Source organism: Kaistella rhinocerotis (assembly GCF_030243905.1).
Taxonomy (GTDB): domain Bacteria; phylum Bacteroidota; class Bacteroidia; order Flavobacteriales; family Weeksellaceae; genus Kaistella; species Kaistella rhinocerotis.
The window spans coordinates 380,798-396,993 of sequence record NZ_JASSYY010000001.1 but is presented as its reverse complement, the minus strand read 5'-3'; the positions used below and the strand labels follow the sequence as shown (position 1 = coordinate 396,993).

The window sequence follows — 16,196 nt, the reverse complement described above, 5'->3', positions numbered from 1 at the left end:
CGGTTTAGATTATATAAGTTGCTGCATGCTCGATGTAGTGCGGCTTCGCTGATAGTCTTCAAGCCTCTCTCGCACCATTTTCAGTACCACAGGTGCTACATAGATCAGTGCAAGTCCGATGGCTTTCTTTTTCCAACTCGTGTTGCTTAAATTTTTGCGTGCATAATTACCGATATAGCTTACCGCGCCAAGTTTTAAAGCATTTTCGGCCATCGCGACCGTTCCTGGATTTGCGGCGAAATTACGAACAGTATTTTTGTGGAGAATAGAATCTTTAAGATTCTCCGCGAATTCTTTTACAATTCCGCTTCCGTCAAATTTAAGTTCTGTGCCACCGCCCGCTTTTGGTTCCTCCTTCAGAAATCTGTCGGTAAAACCATTGGTAAAAGCACTCAAACTTTCCTTCGTATTGTCAAAAGTCAATAAATCCTCAAGGCCTGAAACATCTTTCTTAAGAAGTTCTTTCTTTCGCTTCAGTTCTTCTAAATTACTGTATTTAGTATCCATAATTTTAGCTGTTTAGTGATTTGATGATTTTATTTGCGACAGCGGCTTTGATGGCATTTCGCGCAGCGAAAACAATCAGGATCAGCAGCATGTAAAAACCGGCAAGAATGAGGAAGCCGTAACCATAGTTATCTACCCACGTGCCGATCAGGAAGCCCAGGCCAATATTCAGCAGAATGATAAAAAAGAGCGCAGCCACCGCGGCCAGCGTAAGATAGGTAACCGTACCTGCCGTAACCGAAGACTTTTCGGTTGCCTCCATCTTAAGAAGCGTGAGCCTCTTCGAGGTGTATTCTTTTACGAGGTCAAGCATAATGTTTATGTTTAAAGTTACAAAAAAGGAACTTCAAAAATTTAAAGTTCCTGTTGGTTTTGAATTACCGCATCTTCCTAAGATTTCATGCCGTCTAATTCATTCTCTACATCTTTTACAACCTCTGTGGTAGTAGCGATTGCCTGATCTTTATAGCGGTCGTAGCCTTCTTTTACAGATGATACTACTTTATCTGCTGTTTCTTTTACCTGCGTAGTGATGTTGCCATACTGGTCACGCACTTTGCCTGATACATCCTGGAACTGCTCTTTAGCTTTCTCAGAAACTCTGCCATATTGGTCTACGGCTACATCCTTCAGCTCATTTGCTTTCTCCTTTACCTTTCTTCTGGTTTCTTTGCCTTCTTCCGGAGCGTAAAGCATTCCAAGAACAATACCTGCTGCTGCACCTGCAAGTAAACCGGCTAAAACACCTGCTGAATTATTACCTTTTTTAGACATTTTAATAATTTTTAATAGTTAATAATTAATGTTTGATTTATTTCAACAAAGGATTACAATTTATATACCAATTGAAAAGGGGCTTTCTTAAATAAATGTTAAAACTCGGCAATATGGCTTACTATTGCAGCGATTGTTTCCTCTTTAGTCATATTTGAATTATCGATCAAAATGGCATCTTGGGCTTGCCGAAGTGGCGCAATCTCACGTTCACTGTCAATCTTGTCGCGCGTCGCTAAATTGTGGCTCACCTCCTCAGCTGATATTTCCACACCCATTTTCTGGAGTTCGAGAAAGCGTCTTTTGGTTCTTTCTTCAATGCTGGCGGTAAGGAAAAACTTATAATCGGCATTGGGCAAGACCACCGTGCCGATATCACGACCGTCTAAAATTACGCCGCCCTGTGCCGCAATAGCTCGCTGCGTATCCAGAAGGAACGCACGAACCTCTTTTTGGCAAGCAATCTGGCTTACATGGTCCGAAACTTCTTTTGTACGGATTTGCTGCGAAATATCTTCACCGTCCAGGAATAATGTCAACACGTCACCTGTCTTTCTGAATTCCAGACTTATGTTTTTAAGATTGTCAAATACTTTTTCGAAGTTGATATTTCCTTGCGCATCAGCACAACACTGTAAGGAATAGTAGGTGATACCGCGGTACAGCGCGCCGGTGTCCATATGAATAAGTCCGAGTCGCTCTGCCAATATTTTTGAAATTGAACTTTTGCCGGTGGAGGAGTAGCCATCTATTGCTATGACAGGTTTTCTCATAGCGCAAATTTCATCTTTTTTTTTGAATTTTAAGCCAGGGAAGCGGCTGTCTTTCCTTAAATCTGAAAATTATCAGCGTCTGTTTCCGGAAACTTCTATGAGGTCCAGCGTAAGCCCAAACATATTCGTGTTAGAGGCATTGTGATAGCGTACATGTGCATAATCGAACCTGAAAGAAGATATCTTAATTCCGAAACCCGCGCTTAAGCCTGCGAAACTCCGCTGGTCCAAAACTGCCAACTCGTTGCCCCGGCGTATATTATATCCAAGTCTGATATTAAAGGCCTGTTGTGGGAAAAGTTCGGCACCAAGGGAAAAATGGTCGGCAAATTTGCGCTGCCAGCTGATCGGCTGACCGTTATTGTTATAATCCTGTGAAATATTAAACTGCTGAAGGTCGTGCGCGGTAATGGTAAATGCGAGCGGGAACTCGTCTAAAATCCTTGTATAACCAAGGTCTACCCTGAATGCTACTTTTTCGCGCAAACCATTGAAAGTCTTGAACTGATAGCCAAAATTCCGGAAAACAAGGGCCACAGTTTCGTTACTTTTGCGGTTATGGTAAGTTACGCCTGCATTTCCTACAACGGCCATTGACGCGTAAGTATCGATTTTTGAGGTCACGAAATTCGCACTTCCGCCGATCGTCCAGTCTTCATCAAACTGATAGGCGTAGCCAACACCCACAGACGCATCCATCGCTCCGAATTCACCGTCGATATTTGCACTTTCATCAGTTCGCGGCATGCGGCCATAATCCATATAGCGGGCGCTCAGGGAAATCAGATGTGCTTCATGCAGATCACGGGCGTAGGTGAAGGTTCCGTATTTAGAATCGGCAAGGTAAGATGCATAGTTTATGGCTAGCATTTCATCCTGCTCGATATTCATTACGGCCGGATTTACACCTGCAAAACTCACATCATAATCACGTATTGAAACAGCGTCACCACCCAGCGCTGCCTGACGAGCCGAAAACGGGAGGTTGAGAAACGGATACACCCGCGTCCCTTCCTGAGCGAAAAAAAGTGTAGAACACAGCAGAGCGGAATATGCAAAGAGTTTTTTCAAATGATGATCTGTGTTTGCAAAAGTAATTTTTTTAGAAAAATTCGGATGAAATTTTTAGTCTAAATTTAAATGTATTAACGGAATTATTCGCGTTTCCTTATATTTGCAGGGCAAAAATGCAGTTTTAAAAACTAATAAATGAAATATAAGAGAATTCTCCTGAAATTAAGTGGTGAAGCCCTCATGGGAAACCGTCAGTATGGTATTGATAATGACCGCCTGAAGGAATATGCTGCTGAAATAAAAAAAGTGGTCGATATGGGTTGCGAAGTGGCGATCGTGATCGGTGGCGGTAATATTTTCCGCGGGCTTGCCGGCGCTGCTAAAGGGATGGACCGTGTGCAGGGAGATTATATGGGGATGCTGGCAACCGTGATCAACGGCATGGCACTGCAGGGCGCTCTGGAAGATGCGGGAATTCACACAAGACTTCAGTCTGCAATTGAAATGGATAAGGTGGCTGAACCATTCATTAAAAGAAAAGCAACACGCCATCTTGAGAAAGGCCGTGTGGTGATATTCGGTGCCGGAACCGGGAATCCGTATTTCACAACCGATACGGCGGCAACTTTAAGAGCAATCGAAATTGGTGCTGATGTGATCTTAAAAGGCACACGCGTTGACGGAATCTATGATTCTGATCCGGAGAAAAATGCAGAGGCAGTGAAATTTAATTCACTGACTTTTGATGAAGTTTACGCTAAGGACCTGAAAGTGATGGATATGACGGCCTTTACATTAAGTCATGAAAATAAACTACCGATTATTGTATTTGATATGAACCGCGAAGGAAACTTAAAGCGCGTGGTAGAAGGCGAAAAGGTGGGGACACTGGTAGGACTTTAATTTACCGCATACATTTATTTATAATTTTAAAAAGAACAGAAAATTATGGAAGAAATAAATCTAATCATCGACATGGTAAAGCAGGAGATGGATGCTGCGCTGAAACACTTAGATCACGCTTTTCAGAAAATCCGCGCAGGTAGAGCATCTACCTCGATGGTGCAGGATGTGATGGTGGAGTATTATGGTGCGCCGACCCCACTTAACCAGGTGGCAAATGTGATGGTTCCTGATGCGATGACCATCTCTATTCAGCCTTGGGACCGCAGCGCGATAGGTGCGATCGAAAAAGCGATTGTCAATTCAAATCTTGGTTTCGCGCCGATGAACAATGGGGATAATATCATTCTCAACGTTCCGCCACTTACAGAAGAGCGCCGCCGCGAGCTAGCCAAGCAGGCAAAAGCGGAAAGCGAAGCAACCAAAGTTACGGTACGCAACGCGCGTCAGGACGGCATGAAGGAACTGAAAAAGCTTGACGGCGTTTCGGAAGACCTTATCAAAGGTGCTGAAGCTGAAATTCAGGAGCTAACCGACAAGTACGTAAAGATTTGCGATGAACATCTGAAAACAAAGGAAGCAGACATCATGAAAGTTTAAAACAAAAAGTTCTGAGAAATCAGAACTTTTTTGTGCTATTTCGCGGCGAAACTGAAGATATTGCCCAGTTTGATCTCCGAGAAACTTTTAGATTTAATTTTGGCGGCATTAATCATCGCCTGAGCTAAAACATGGGTAGGCAAAGGTTTTTGACTTTTAAATAATCCAAGACTGTTTGCAAACTTCAGCACTTTTGCACCCAAAACTTCTCCGGTACGGTCAGAATCCTTGCGCTCGAGCATTCCGGGCTGAAAAAACGTGAGCTTTGGAAATTCGAGTGCTTTAATTTTATCCTCCAGTTCACCTTTCATCCTTGAATAGAATATTTTTGACCGCGGATTCGCACCATATGCGGAAACCAGCACAAAATCTTCAACACCGTTTTCACGCGCTGCCTTTGCGAAATTATACTGATAATCAAAATCAACTTTCCATTGGGCATCTTTGCTGCCGGCTGCTTTCAATGTGGTCCCCAAACAGGAGAACGCAACATCACCCTGTACTAAATTTTGCCACTTTTCAGGAGCATCAAAATCCACCATATGTACGGTAAGTTTTGAATTTTTTATGTCTAAAGGCTTTCGGACAAATACCGACACTTCGCTGTAATCGGGATCATTAAGTAAAAGTTTGACTAAATCTTTTCCAGTAGCGCCCGTGGCGCCGATTATTAAAGCTTTCATATAAAAAATTTGGTTAGGGTCCCGATGCCAATTTCTTGCCGAAATTTAATAATTTTGTCCTTAAATCGCCACGGCTCATTAGGCATTACAAATTTAAAACTGAATGGACGCTTCGGAAATTCTTGATTACTGCAACGAAAAGAAGGGCGTCGAAGAAACCTTTCCTTTCGATAACGAAACGCTGGTGCTGAAAGTTGGTGGCAAAATGTTCCTGCTGATGTCGCTCGATAAACATCCGCTTCATATAGCCGTGAAAACCGATCCAGAGTGGAGCGAAGAACTTCGCGCAGACCATCCGCAGATTTCGGGCGCGTATCACATGAACAAAACGCACTGGAATTCGGTAGTTTGTGAAGGTTTAAAGAAGGAACTGATAAAAAAGCTCATTGATCATTCTTATGAACTGATTTTCAAGTCGCTCACCAAAAAGAAACAGCAGGAGATAAAAGATTCAGTCTAAAAACCGAATTCCGCAGTGAGGCGTTTGTCTTCATCAAGCCTTTCAATCAGCTTTTCAAGGCTCTCAAACTTAATCTCATCATGCAAAAACTCGCGGAAATTGACCGAGATTTCTTTACCGTAGATATCTGCATCAAAATCTAAGATGTAAACTTCCACAGAAAGCGTGCTGCCACCCACGGTAGGATTAGTGCCTACGCTCAACATTCCTTTGTAACGCTCACCTTCAACAAAAACTTCCACGATGTACGCGCCTTTTTTTGGAAGAAGTTTCATTGAATCTACCTTTATGTTTGCTGTAGGATAACCAATTGTACGGCCAATTTGCTTACCGCCAACAACCACGCCGTTGACTGAATAGACGTAGCCCAACATTTCGTTTGCGGCAACCACATTTCCTTCTGCCAACGCATTTCGGATTTGGGTAGAACTTATTGGCGCTTTACCAAAATCCACGGCCTGTACTTGCTCGAGTTCAAAACCACATTCGGGTGCCATCTTTTCCAGCAACGCGAAATCTCCGCTTTTGTTTTTGCCGAATGTGTGATCGTAACCGATGATCAGGTATTTTACATTGAGTTTTTCAATTAAAATCTGCGTTACAAACTCTCCACCGGTCAAATTGCGGAAACTTTCGTCGAATTCATTCAAAAACAGATGCTGGATACCGTTCTTCTGCAGAAGGTAAGTTTTTTCGTCAATGGTATTCAGTAATTTTAAATCATCATTTGGGTTAAAAACTTTCCTCGGATGCGGCCAAAAGGTCAGCAGCGCGGAATCCAGATTATTCTGCGCAGCGCCAGCATTCAGTTTTTTAATGATTTGCTGATGTCCGAGGTGAACTCCATCGAACATGCCGATTGAAAGCGCGAGTGGCTTTTGGGCTGTGTATCCGTGAAGGTTTTTGATGATGTTCAAAAGTGCTGATTTGATGCTGCAAATATGATAAAAATCTTCTTTTAAAAGCAATTGCCAATTTGGGAAGTTTCATTATATTTGCACACACGAAAAAAATCAGCAATGGCAAACCAAATTAAAGGAAAAATTTCTCAAATTATCGGTCCGGTAATCGACGTAGTTTTCTCGGATGCAGCAGAGCTTCCAAAGATCTATGACGCACTGGAAATCTTGAAAACAGACGGTAACAAAGTAATTCTTGAGGTAGAACAACATATCGGTGAAGATTCTGTAAGATGTATCGCAATGGATGCTACAGATGGTCTTCAGAGAGGTCAGGAAGTTATTTCCCAGGGCCGCCAAATCACCATGCCAACCGGCGAAGGTGTATATGGACGTCTGTTCAACGTGGTAGGTGACGCTATTGATGGTATCCAGGAAGTTTCAAAAGAAACCGGCGGCTTGCCAATCCACAGAGAGGCCCCAAAATTCGATCAGCTTTCAACATCTGCAGAAGTTCTTTTCACTGGTATTAAAGTAATCGACCTTGTAGAGCCTTATGCAAAAGGTGGTAAAATTGGTTTGTTCGGTGGAGCTGGTGTAGGTAAGACAGTACTTATTCAGGAATTGATTAACAATATTGCAAAGGGGCACGGTGGTCTTTCGGTTTTTGCCGGTGTAGGTGAAAGAACGAGAGAAGGAAATGACCTTTTGAGAGAGATGCTGGAATCCGGCATTATTAAATACGGTGATGAGTTTATGCACTCCATGGAAAATGGCGGTTGGGACTTATCTAAAGTAGATATGGAAGAAATGAAAGACTCTAAATGCACTTTCGTTTTCGGACAGATGAACGAGCCACCTGGAGCAAGAGCGCGAGTAGCACTTTCGGGTCTTACAATTGCTGAATACTTCCGTGATGGTGACGGACAAGGTCAAGGTAGAGACGTACTTTTCTTCGTTGATAACATCTTCCGTTTCACACAGGCAGGTTCTGAGGTTTCGGCACTTCTGGGCCGTATGCCATCAGCGGTAGGTTACCAGCCAACACTGGCGTCTGAAATGGGTGCGATGCAGGAAAGAATTACTTCCACTAAAAACGGTTCAATTACTTCAGTACAGGCGATCTACGTACCTGCGGATGACTTGACTGACCCGGCGCCTGCAACTACATTTGCTCACCTTGATGCAACAACGGTATTGGACAGAAAGATTGCTTCATTAGGTATTTATCCCGCGGTTGATCCATTGGCGTCAACTTCAAGAATCCTAACGCCTGAGATTTTAGGTGATGAGCACTATGACTGTGCACAGCGAGTAAAAGAAATCCTTCAGAAATACAAAGCTTTACAGGATATTATCGCGATTCTTGGTATGGAAGAACTTTCAGAAGAAGATAAACTTTCAGTTTACCGCGCTCGTAAAGTACAGCGTTTCCTTTCTCAGCCTTTCCACGTTGCAGAGCAGTTTACAGGTCTTAAAGGTGCATTAGTAGATATTAAGGACACCATCAAAGGATTCAACATGATCATCGACGGAGAACTGGATCACCTGCCGGAAGCTGCTTTCAACCTTAAAGGAACCATTGAAGAAGCAATCGAAGCCGGACAGAAAATGTTGGCAGAAAACGCGTAAAGTTAGACTTGAGAAGTTTAGATATGAGACAATAGACTTTGGTCAGTCTCCCATCTCAAATCTCTTAATCTAAAAATCTAAAGAAAATGAACATTAAAATATTAACCCCAGAGTTTGTAGCTTTCGAAGGCGAAGTAAGTTCAGTACTGCTTCCCGGCAAAAACGGAGATTTCCACATCAAGAAAGATCACGCGGCCATCGTAGCATCGCTTACAGGCGGTAAAGTAAAGGTTTATACCAACGAAATTCCTGAAAATTACGCCAACCACTTTACGAAAGAAAATACGTCTGACAGCGTATATTCAATCGAGGTGAAAAGCGGAGTAGTGGAATTCAGCGGTAATAAAGGGATTATTCTTGCAGAATAATTTCAATTCACATACAAAAACAGAATCCCGGAATTAGTTTCCGGGATTTTTTTTATAGAAAGTTTACACTTTAAGAACCTGTAATAATTTTTAGAGACTTAAAATAATTCCGTTTTCTTTTAATTGCTGAACAGGTTTGGAAAACCAGAACATTTCGAAGTTTTCAAAGTGCAGTTCGAAATCATTTTTAAGCTGATGAAGAGTAATTTGACTCCCGTTTTTTATTGAATGTCTCAGCATGCTCTCTGTAAGCCAAGCAGCGAGGTTTTGTTTTAATTCAATTTTAAGAATATTCGTATTCAGATGAAAAGTAAGTGAAGTAATTTCCCACGAATCTCCCCTCTTTGACTTAATGAAATCATCCGTAATCGGCTCCGGATGCATAAATATAATCTTTGAATTAGGCTTGAATTTAAAAACTTCATCTTCAACTAGAGAATCGTGGATGTAGTCCGGATCGACGGTTGGACGCGGAATATTAAAATCAAACCATTCCTGCAGTGGAACGTCAAAATTAATTCCGTGCATAAAGTTGAAGAGAGACTTTTTGAGGCCGAAACTGAACTTGCTATGATCTATTCCGGTGCTGTCTGTGAAATCGATGTCATTATTGGCAAACGAAATCTCACGTTTCACCGGTGTTATGCCAAACTCCTGTGGATTTATACCGATGGGAGAGTGTGCCGTCAGCGCAAACTGATGCCAGAAACCGCTTTGCAAAACGCCCATCTCGAACATCTGTCTTACCATTTCGAGAGAATCTACCGTCTCCTGAGTTGTCTGCGTCGGGAATCCGTACATCAGATAAGCATGAACCATAATCCCGGCTTCGGTGAAATTTCTGGTAACCCGCGCCACCTGTGCTACCGACACTCCTTTATCTATAAGCTTCAGGAGCCGGTCACCGGCGACTTCCAGTCCGCCGGAAACCGCGACGCACCCTGAAAGTTTAAGCAACACACACAGATCACGGCTGAAGCTCTTTTCAAATCTGATATTTGTCCACCAGGTTACCACCAGTTTTCTGCGTATAATTTCAAGTGCAACTTCGCGCATCAGGGCCGGCGGTGCGGCTTCATCCACGAAATGAAAGCCAGATTCAGCTGTCGATGCGATCAGTTCTTCCATTCTGTTAACCAGAATTTTAGCGGCGACCGGTTCGTAAATCCGGATATAATCAAGTGAAATATCACAGAAAGTACATTTGCCCCAATAGCAGCCGTGCGCCATCGTCAGCTTATTCCAGCGCCCGTCGCTCCAGAGGCTATGCATAGGGTTTGCGATTTCAATCACCGAAATATATCTGTCTGTCAGCAAATCACCGTAATCCGGCGTACCTACTTCGGCTTGGCGATAATCCGCCAAAGAGGAATTATTTACGTAAACAACCTGATCGTCCTCTAACAGAAAAGTTCTTTTATAAGATTTCGGACCGTCTTCATCAAGGTTTTTGATCAGTAATTCAATCGGAAGTTCACCGTCATCCAGCGTGATAAAATCAAAAAATTCAAAAACTCGCTTATCGCTTAATTGACGGAGTTCTGTATTTGGAAATCCGCCACCCATTGCTGTTTTAATGTGAGCGTAGTTTTCCTTAATATACTTAGCGGCACGGAAAGCAGAGTATAGATTGCCCGGAAACGGAACTGAAAAACAGATTAACCGTGGATTTTCGCGTGTAAGGTGCTGAGCGAGAATTTTCAAAGTCAGGCCGTCAATGTACGTCTGAGGTCCTACAATCTTGTGATATAATTCGTCGAATGAGTTTGCGCTATGGCCGATCCGTTCTGCATAGCGGCTGAAACCGAAATCAGGATCAATATTTTCAACGATATAATCTGAAAGATCTTCGAGATAAAGTGTAGCCAGATGTTTTGCTTTGTCCTGCAAGCCCATAGTCCCGAAAGCGTAATCGAGCTCGTCGAGTTGTGCAAAACGTGAGGCTTCAGGCAGAAAATTCATCGTACAGATTTGTCGGGCCAACGTCGCATTTTTGTTCTGAAGGAATAGAATTACCTGATCAATAGTCCTGATATACTCACTTCTGAGCGAGAAAATTCTTTGGGAATTTAAGGAGGTAGTCTGCAGATCGATCGGTTGTGCAAAGACATCGGTCATTCCTTTTTTAGAAAACAACTCCAAAATCACTTCAATTCCCAAATCCATCTGGAAGCTTCGGATATTTTTTGTATTAAGAAATCCTTTAATATAAGCCGTGGCCGGATAAGGAGTATTAAGCTGAGTAAATGGAGGCGTGATAAGGAGGATATCGTTCAAAAGCAATTTTTTGCAAATTTACCGTATTCCCGGGACTAATTATAATCTCCAGATTTTACTTAGTAGCGGACAGAATAAATGCTGCTACTACGCCCGCAGCAATACCCCACTGCTGTATACGCGAAAGTTTTTCTTTATGGTAAAGTTTGGAGATGCTAAGCCCTATTACAGGTTCTATCAAGCCTATTACAGCGAACATTATAATACTGATATTGGCCAGCGCAAAATTTAAACAAAACGTCCCGAGCGTACCCAAAATGATGAGTAGGCCGATTTCATATTTAGTTCTTTTACTGACCGTAAGGTGTGATATTTTTGTAGGTTTCCACAGAAAAAGAAGAAGGCTCATTGTACAGACTGTGAACTCGAGCACTACGCAGAACAGAATCGGTCCTAATTTAGTAATGAACGGAACATAAAGGAACGCGGTGCTCCAAAAAACCTTGCATAAAACTGAATACAGTAAACCTTTTGACAATAAAGTTGTACGTTTTCCGGATGAGAATTCAATCATCGAAACGCCAATGAGTACCAGTGCAGCCAAGAATATTTTAAGCAGGGAAATTTCTTCATCATACACGAAATATCCTACGGCAATACCGATGATCAACCCGATTTTTCCAAAGCCGATGGTATGCGCAACGGGCGCATGTTTCATCGCTTTTAAATAAAAGAAGAGACCAAAATAATTTATGGCGCATATACCCATAGTCTGTAATATATCACTTGCCGAAACCTGTGGAATACTGATAATTCCGACTGCCTGGAGAACGAAAAATGAAACTGAGAAAATAACGAGACACCCTAAACTGCGAATAATAATCAGCGGCAAGGTACCGACCTCGTTCCGTGGATTCTTCCAAAGTACATTGGTGGTTCCATACGCGATGTGCCCCAGAATAGTGAAAAATATGGGGAACATTATATTTTTTGTAGGTATGTGAATTTCATCCTGTTTGCCAAAAGCTCGAACCTGCCTCGGATATCTTTACGTTTCGGATATAGTTTTTGCGCAAAAAAGAGGTATTTCAATTCGAAATACATTTTGCTGTCAAACGAAAATGTTTTCACGTTATTGATATCGCTGGGCAGCAACTCAAAGATATCCATCGCGGCATCTTTTTGCCCCAGATGGTATAGCGTGATAGCGCGCTCCAGTCTGTAAAGGAAAACATGCGCACGATAAGCGTGATTATCAACTTCGAATTGCTTGATTGTCTTCTCAGAAACATCCTCACCAAAGCATATATCCGCACTCTCATAATCTTCGAGGACATTGAGGATATTGGTGACGTAGGTACGATAGATAAAACGTTCTGTGAAGGTGAGATTCGGCACATGAGAAAGCGTGATTTCGCGCTGCAGGTGTTCGGGAAGATGATACTTATTACCGTCACCATTGCTAAGATAATCATGGATGCACCTTGCAATCATGTACCGTGCTTCCGGGAATGCATCGAACTTTTCACTTTCCCGGCGCATTTTTACCACATTTTTTTCAATTTGAACCAATAGTTTGCCTGATTCTTCCACCTGCAAACTTTCGGACATGAACTTGCCGAAATATACGAATGCCAATGCGAAAACTTTGATGTGGGCTTTTGAACTGAATTTAGCCAGATTCAGCAATGCGTCCTGATAGTGTTTGTACGCCACGTTCTCATACGATGGATGCCATGCCAAAACATATTCGAGCGCCTCCTCATTCTGTGCAAAACGTTTGACGAATTCTTTCAGATTTTGAGGATCGGAGATGATTTTTTCGGCAAAATAATAGTTCGCCAGCTGGAAACGCGTTTCGTTGAGCGACGTGCCTTGACCTTTGACGATTCCGTAATAAATGTCGAGTAATTCAAAATCAAGCGTGTACTTTTCCCGGCCCACACTGTTGCAATAATCGCGGTAATCTTTGTAGCCAAGTCTTTGCGCGACAAGGCTTAGTGTGGAGTCGCGAAGCTTTGTATTATCCTGAATCTTGCCGAGAAAACGGCGCATAGAATTCTTTGAGATGCCGATGTTTACGGCTAATGCTTCCAAACCTTTGGTGGTAGAAATCGTGCTGAAATATATCTCTTCAAACTCGCGTCTGAGCTTTTGAACCATATGTAAATACTAATTTTTGCTAAAGATAATGCATTTCAGAAAATGGGCAAACTTGGGCAAAAATAAAAGCCGTGATACTTGTATTTTTGCTGAAGATTCAGTAACGAGAAAAACACATCCATATATAACGAGAAAAATCCGCCACCGGCTAGGCCAGGGCGGATTTTTTGTTGTGAACCTGGGAGTACTTGGCATTACAGCTCAAAATCTCCGGCTGCCTCGGGCTGATAAATTATTTCGTCAATGATAATCTTTGTCATTCCTGACGGCACGATCCAGTCGATCTCATCTTTTACGCGATAGCCGATAAGCGCGGCTGCAACCGGTGAAAAGATCGAAATTTTCTTTTCTTTAATATTTGCCTGCTCCGGATAGACTATTTTAAATTCGGTTTCAGTCTTATTATTCTGGAAATGGATTTTCACCACCGAGTTCATCGTCACTACATCAGCCGGTATCTCGGCAGACTCCACGATCTTTGCTGCATGCAGTTCACGCAAAAGCCTTTCTGCATCTTCTTTCTTTATACTATTGTTTTTTTTGGCATCCATAATTGATTTATGGATCCTGTTCGAATCTTGCTTGGTGATGATAATTTCTTTCATGTGTTATAATTTTTTGCTTTTCTTTAAATTTTTGAAATGGTCACTTTAAACCTACAAAAAACCGCCTGAATTTCAAGCGGTTTATATTATTAATAACTGTTTGAAAATTCTATGAATTCTTGAACTGGAGGTTTTTTTCTTCTAAAAGTTTCTGCTCCTGCTCCTTGTAGAAACCTGAGGTAAGTTTATCATGAATTGCATCGAAAGCATCCAGCGTTTCATTAATCTCCGAATCGGTGTGCGATGCGGTAGGGATCAGCCTCAGAAGTATCATGCCTTTTGGTATTACCGGATAAATCACTACCGAGGTGAAGATACCATAATTTTCGCGCAGATCCTGCACTAGAAGCGTTGCTTCTACCGTAGAACCCTGCATCATTACAGGCGTAACACACGTGTTGGTACCACCGATGTTGAAACCGCGTTCTATAAGACCATTCTGAAGCTTGTTTACGTTCTCCCAAAGTTTGCCTTTTATTTCCGGACGTGACCGAAGTAATTCAAGTCTTTTCAGACCGCCAATTACCATAGGCATCGTCAGCGATTTTGCAAAAACCTGTGAACGCAGGTTGTATTTCAGGATTCTGATGATTTCCTGGTCACCTGCGATGAATGCACCGAAACCAGCCATTGACTTGGCAAATGTTGAGAAATAGATATCAATCTGATCCTGGCAACCCTGTTCTTCACCAGCGCCTGCACCAGTTTTACCCAAAGTTCCGAAACCATGTGCATCATCTACTAAAAGTCGGAAATCGAATTTGGATTTAAGATCGCAGATTTCTTTGATCTTTCCCTGCATTCCGCGCATCCCGAAAACACCTTCGGTAATCACCAGGATACCGCCTCCGTTTTCTTCAGCTACTTTTGTCGCACGGGCCAGATTCTTTTCTAAACTTGCGATATCATTATGTTTGAAAGTAAAACTTTTGCCCATATGAAGACGCACACCGTCTACGATACACGCATGCGAATCTGCATCATAAACAATCACGTCATGGCGTGAAACCAAAGCATCAATGGTAGAAACCATGCCCTGATAGCCAAAATTTAACAGATATGCAGCTTCTTTATTTACAAATTCTGCCAGTTCTCTTTCGAGTTGCTGGTGCTGCGCCGTTTCTCCTGACATTGCGCGGGCGCCCATAGGGTAGAACATCCCGAATTCAGCAGCTGCTTTTGCATCAGCTTCCAAAACTTCCGGATGGTTGCAGAGACCCAGGTAATCATTCGCGCTCCAGAAAACCACCTCGCGGCCCTGAAACTGCATCCGCGGCCCGATAGGTCCCTCGAGTTTTGGGAATACAAAATAACCTTCGGCATAATCTGCAAACTGCCCCAGCGGTCCGGGGTTCTGTCTTAACCGTTCAAAAATATCTGTCATTACGTAATTAAATGTATTAAATATAGGTAGCGGCAAAGTTAATGATTTCAAACATAAAAAAAGCTTTTTGCACCACGCAAAAAGCTTTGTAAATGAGTTTTATCACTTATTCTATTTCACGTGTTCCGTTTTATAAAGTGAGTCGTAACTGTGTACGCCGTTATTCACAAATCCCTGCTCATTCATCCACTCATCGCTGTACACTTTTGTGATATAGCGTGAGCCATGATCCGGAAATATCGCAACTACCACATCATCTTCTTTAAATGGGTTTGCTGTACCATACTGCAACAATCCCTGGATCGCCGCGCCGGTAGTATATCCGCCCATGATAGCTTCTTTCAAAGCGATCTCACGTGTACGGTAAGCCGCCATCTCGTCATTTACGCGTACAAATTCATCTACTTTATCAAATAAAAGTGCCGAAGGAATAAGGTTTTTTCCCATTCCTTCAATCTGATAAGGATGAATATCTTCTTTGTTGATTTTTCCGGTTTCGTGGAAACTTTTCAGGATAGATCCCGCGGCATCCACACCGATTATTTTAATATTTGGATTCTTTTCCTTTAGAAATTTAGCTGAGCCTGAAAGCGTACCGCCGGTTCCGGTGCACGCGATGAGATGCGTAATCTTACCTTCTGTCTGTTCCCAAATCTCAGGACCGGTGGTCTGGTAATGCGCATCGATATTGAGCTCATTGAAATACTGGTTGATATAGATAGAATTCGGAGTTTCTTCTGCGATCCTGCGCGCAACTTCATAGTACGAACGAGGATCATCTGCCGGAACGTTCGCCGGGCATACGTAAACGGTAGCACCTAAAGCTTTTAGGTAGGCAATCTTTTCCTGTTTGGTTTTATCGCTTACTGCGAGAATGCATTTGTAACCTTTAATTATACAAACCATCGCCACGGAGAAACCGGTGTTGCCCGAAGTAGTTTCCACCACAGTAGATCCGGGTGTCAGCAAGCCTTTTTTCTCAGCAGCATTGATGATGTGGATCGCTATTCTGTCTTTAGTGGAGTGGCCCGGATTATAAGATTCTATCTTGGCATAGACGGTTGCGGGTATTTCTTTGGTTACCTCGTTTAGCCTTACCATCGGCGTATTGCCTATCAAATCCAGAATGTTATTGTAAACATTAGTCATTAGTCGTCATTTTTTTCTCCTAAAAAGCGTGGCAAAAATACTAAAAAATTAATTATTGAGAAATT

18 protein-coding genes are annotated in these 16,196 nt (G+C 42.5%); 5 read left to right on the top strand and 13 right to left on the bottom strand.

The window, feature by feature from the left end:
* Positions 1 to 9 precede the first annotated feature (9 nt).
* The 5 genes from QEP06_RS01820 to porQ form a co-directional block, all read right to left on the bottom strand.
* The gene (locus QEP06_RS01820; RefSeq protein ID WP_251833354.1) at positions 10 to 507 is read right to left on the bottom strand and encodes a phosphoribosyl-ATP pyrophosphatase; all 498 of its coding nucleotides are present in this window, start codon (positions 505 to 507) and stop codon (positions 10 to 12) included.
* A gap of 4 nt (positions 508 to 511) precedes the next feature.
* Positions 512 to 820, bottom strand: coding sequence for a phage holin family protein (locus QEP06_RS01815; RefSeq protein WP_285268815.1), 309 nt, complete (start codon positions 818 to 820; stop codon positions 512 to 514).
* Between the two features lie 77 nt (positions 821 to 897).
* Positions 898 to 1,281, bottom strand: a complete 384-nt coding sequence (locus QEP06_RS01810) for a YtxH domain-containing protein (protein WP_251833356.1) — start codon at positions 1,279 to 1,281, stop codon at positions 898 to 900.
* 98 nt (positions 1,282 to 1,379) lie between these two features.
* Positions 1,380 to 2,054 (bottom strand): (d)CMP kinase, encoded by a 675-nt coding sequence (cmk, locus tag QEP06_RS01805; protein ID WP_285268814.1) that lies wholly within the window; start codon positions 2,052 to 2,054, stop codon positions 1,380 to 1,382.
* A 72-nt stretch (positions 2,055 to 2,126) separates the two neighbouring features.
* A complete protein-coding gene (gene porQ, locus QEP06_RS01800) occupies positions 2,127 to 3,125 on the bottom strand; it encodes a type IX secretion system protein PorQ (RefSeq protein WP_285268813.1) in 999 nt (332 codons plus the stop codon).
* Positions 3,126 to 3,263: 138 nt separating this feature from the next.
* Here porQ and pyrH point away from each other — a divergent pair, with 138 nt between their 5' ends.
* Positions 3,264 to 3,971 (top strand): UMP kinase, encoded by a 708-nt coding sequence (pyrH, locus tag QEP06_RS01795; RefSeq protein WP_285268812.1) that lies wholly within the window; start codon positions 3,264 to 3,266, stop codon positions 3,969 to 3,971.
* Between the two features lie 45 nt (positions 3,972 to 4,016).
* Complete coding sequence (frr, locus tag QEP06_RS01790; protein WP_251833360.1) at positions 4,017 to 4,571, top strand: ribosome recycling factor; 555 nt, start codon at positions 4,017 to 4,019, stop codon at positions 4,569 to 4,571.
* A gap of 35 nt (positions 4,572 to 4,606) precedes the next feature.
* Here the strand turns inward: frr and QEP06_RS01785 are convergent, their stop codons facing one another.
* Positions 4,607 to 5,254, bottom strand: a complete 648-nt coding sequence (locus QEP06_RS01785; RefSeq protein ID WP_285268811.1) for an NAD(P)H-binding protein — start codon at positions 5,252 to 5,254, stop codon at positions 4,607 to 4,609.
* A 103-nt stretch (positions 5,255 to 5,357) separates the two neighbouring features.
* Between QEP06_RS01785 and QEP06_RS01780 the strand changes: the two genes are divergently transcribed.
* Complete coding sequence (locus QEP06_RS01780) at positions 5,358 to 5,714, top strand: MmcQ/YjbR family DNA-binding protein (protein WP_285268810.1); 357 nt, start codon at positions 5,358 to 5,360, stop codon at positions 5,712 to 5,714.
* Here the strand turns inward: QEP06_RS01780 and QEP06_RS01775 are convergent.
* Positions 5,711 to 6,631 (bottom strand): bifunctional riboflavin kinase/FAD synthetase, encoded by a 921-nt coding sequence (locus QEP06_RS01775; RefSeq protein WP_285269364.1) that lies wholly within the window; start codon positions 6,629 to 6,631, stop codon positions 5,711 to 5,713. The genes QEP06_RS01780 and QEP06_RS01775 overlap by 4 nt on opposite strands.
* Positions 6,632 to 6,733: 102 nt before the next feature.
* Between QEP06_RS01775 and atpD the strand changes: the two genes are divergently transcribed.
* Positions 6,734 to 8,245 (top strand): F0F1 ATP synthase subunit beta, encoded by a 1,512-nt coding sequence (gene atpD, locus QEP06_RS01770; protein ID WP_251833363.1) that lies wholly within the window; start codon positions 6,734 to 6,736, stop codon positions 8,243 to 8,245.
* An 86-nt stretch (positions 8,246 to 8,331) separates the two neighbouring features.
* On the top strand, positions 8,332 to 8,613 hold the full coding sequence (locus QEP06_RS01765) for a FoF1 ATP synthase subunit delta/epsilon (protein WP_285268809.1): 282 nt from the start codon (positions 8,332 to 8,334) through the stop codon (positions 8,611 to 8,613).
* Positions 8,614 to 8,703: 90 nt separating this feature from the next.
* Here QEP06_RS01765 and QEP06_RS01760 read toward each other — a convergent pair whose 3' ends face one another.
* The 6 genes from QEP06_RS01760 to QEP06_RS01735 all read right to left on the bottom strand — a co-directional run bounded on the left by QEP06_RS01760 (position 8,704) and on the right by QEP06_RS01735 (position 16,131).
* Positions 8,704 to 10,890 (bottom strand): B12-binding domain-containing radical SAM protein, encoded by a 2,187-nt coding sequence (locus QEP06_RS01760; RefSeq protein ID WP_285268808.1) that lies wholly within the window; start codon positions 10,888 to 10,890, stop codon positions 8,704 to 8,706.
* Positions 10,891 to 10,945: 55 nt separating this feature from the next.
* A complete protein-coding gene (locus tag QEP06_RS01755; protein ID WP_285268807.1) occupies positions 10,946 to 11,812 on the bottom strand; it encodes a DMT family transporter in 867 nt (288 codons plus the stop codon).
* Entirely contained in the window at positions 11,812 to 12,993 is a 1,182-nt protein-coding gene (locus tag QEP06_RS01750) for a hypothetical protein (RefSeq protein WP_285268806.1), read from the bottom strand. Before QEP06_RS01750 ends, QEP06_RS01755 begins: the two co-directional genes overlap by 1 nt.
* A gap of 194 nt (positions 12,994 to 13,187) precedes the next feature.
* Positions 13,188 to 13,598 (bottom strand): nucleoside diphosphate kinase regulator, encoded by a 411-nt coding sequence (gene rnk, locus QEP06_RS01745; RefSeq protein ID WP_251833368.1) that lies wholly within the window; start codon positions 13,596 to 13,598, stop codon positions 13,188 to 13,190.
* Between the two features lie 109 nt (positions 13,599 to 13,707).
* Positions 13,708 to 14,982 (bottom strand): aminotransferase class I/II-fold pyridoxal phosphate-dependent enzyme, encoded by a 1,275-nt coding sequence (locus QEP06_RS01740; RefSeq protein ID WP_285268805.1) that lies wholly within the window; start codon positions 14,980 to 14,982, stop codon positions 13,708 to 13,710.
* Positions 14,983 to 15,093: 111 nt separating this feature from the next.
* Positions 15,094 to 16,131: a PLP-dependent cysteine synthase family protein gene (locus QEP06_RS01735; RefSeq protein WP_285268804.1), complete on the bottom strand. Its 1,038-nt coding sequence runs from the start codon at positions 16,129 to 16,131 to the stop codon at positions 15,094 to 15,096.
* Between the last annotated feature and the right edge of the window lie 65 nt (positions 16,132 to 16,196).